Source organism: Mesorhizobium sp. M7A.F.Ca.CA.004.12.1.1 (assembly GCF_003997835.1).
Classification (GTDB): Bacteria; Pseudomonadota; Alphaproteobacteria; order Rhizobiales; family Rhizobiaceae; genus Mesorhizobium.
The window spans coordinates 1-1348 of record NZ_RZRK01001175.1 but is presented as its reverse complement, the minus strand read 5'-3'; the positions used below and the strand labels follow the sequence as shown (position 1 = coordinate 1348).

2 protein-coding genes and 1 pseudogene are annotated in these 1348 nt (G+C 62.5%); 1 reads left to right on the top strand and 2 read right to left on the bottom strand.

Going from position 1 to position 1348, the window contains the following annotated elements; translation table 11 throughout:
- A pseudogene (locus EN984_RS39200) lies at window positions 1-124 on the top strand (DUF1176 domain-containing protein); the annotation flags it as partial.
- 29 nt (window positions 125-153) lie between these two features.
- Here EN984_RS39200 and EN984_RS34835 read toward each other — a convergent pair.
- Window positions 154-1044, bottom strand: coding sequence for an alpha/beta hydrolase (locus tag EN984_RS34835; protein ID WP_127267827.1), 891 nt, complete (start codon window positions 1042-1044; stop codon window positions 154-156).
- A gap of 32 nt (window positions 1045-1076) precedes the next feature.
- A partial coding sequence (locus EN984_RS34830; protein WP_164765933.1) for an NTP transferase domain-containing protein occupies window positions 1077-1348 on the bottom strand: 272 nt, incomplete at its 5' end.

The following is a 1348-nucleotide window of genomic DNA, read 5'->3' as shown; positions in this document are numbered from 1 at the left end:
GTCCGACGCAGGGACGTATCTGTTCCGCAACGGCAATTTTTCGCTGGTCCAGTATGACGTCGATGCGTCCTATGACGGCGAGCAAAATCCGGAGACGGTTGTCGACTATAACACCGCGCCCTGAGCATCACACGAGCTTGCAGGCTGCGTCGATCAGGGCGCCTTCGACAGCATCCAGTTGAGCGTGCCGCGCCAGTCGGTCATGCGGATCGGCGTGCCATGGGTGCCGGTCTCGAAGCGGACGAAGCGGGTCGGATAGGTCTTCGATTTGGTCAGGATCGAGCGAAAGAACGCCTCCTGCTTTGCCACGGGGTAGACGACGTCGTGGCTGCCCTGGCCGAAGAAGACCGGCACGCGGCGCTTGAAGGCCGGGCTGGTGAAAAAGCTCTCATCCCACAGCGAACCGAGCAGCAGCAGGCCATTGATGCGTCCGCCTGTATCCTTGCGCGCGGCCAGCTTCCAGCATAGCGCGCCGCCCATCGAGCCGCAGGCGACGAAGATCTTCGCGCCTGGCGACTGTTCGGCATAATGACCGATCAGCGCCGCCACCTGCGCCGCTCCCTTGTCGCCGAAATCGGGGAAATCAGGACTGAGATAGAGGCCGCCATTGCCGGCCATCAGGTTCTTGAGCCGGTTGAAATTGCCGCCGAAGGTGAAGTCGTCGACACCCTGCTTGCGGCTGCCGCCCTGCCCGTGCAGATAAAGCACGATGATGCCGGCGCCCTCGGTCTTGCCTGCGGCGACATGCCTGACATCGCCGGCATCGGTTTTCAGCAACAGATCCTGCTGCATCTTGCGGACGCCGGTGTCGGTGTATTGGGCGTTTACCCGGCGCTCCGGCACCTGGTCACGCTGGTTGATATCGCGCATCTCGCGGTAGTCGATGACGGTATAGGCGCCATTGGTGTCGGACGATAGCGTGGCCGGATAGGCGAAGAGATCGTCCTTGAAGGGTTTTAAGGACAGCGTCTGGCTTTGCGCGGCCGGAGACAGCAACGCGGTCGCGACTGCAAAGGCACAGAAAATTTGGCAGCGGATAGACATGTCCAAGGCATGCGTAATTCGGCTTGGGTTTGTCAATCCTGCAGCACGCCGCCGGCGCCTTCCAGCGCCTCGCGTGTGTCGACATCGACTGACGCCGCCGCGCCGATTTCGACATCGATGACATCGAGCCCTTCGGTCTCGACCAGATGGCGCGCGCCTGTGTCGCCTTCGAGATGGGCGATCGCCGGAAACAGCGAGCGCGGCAAAAGCACAGGGTTGCCGCGCTTGCCGTCATGCGAGGCGCGGACGACCGCGTTGCCGCCGGCCTTGCGGAAAGCATCGATCAATCTGTCGCGGTCATCGG

Bases quoted from the DNA above. Each gene is read 5' to 3' on its own strand.
- EN984_RS34835 (WP_127267827.1), bottom strand. From the start codon at position 1,044: ATGTCTATCCGCTGCCAAATTTTCTGTGCCTTTGCAGTCGCGACCGCG.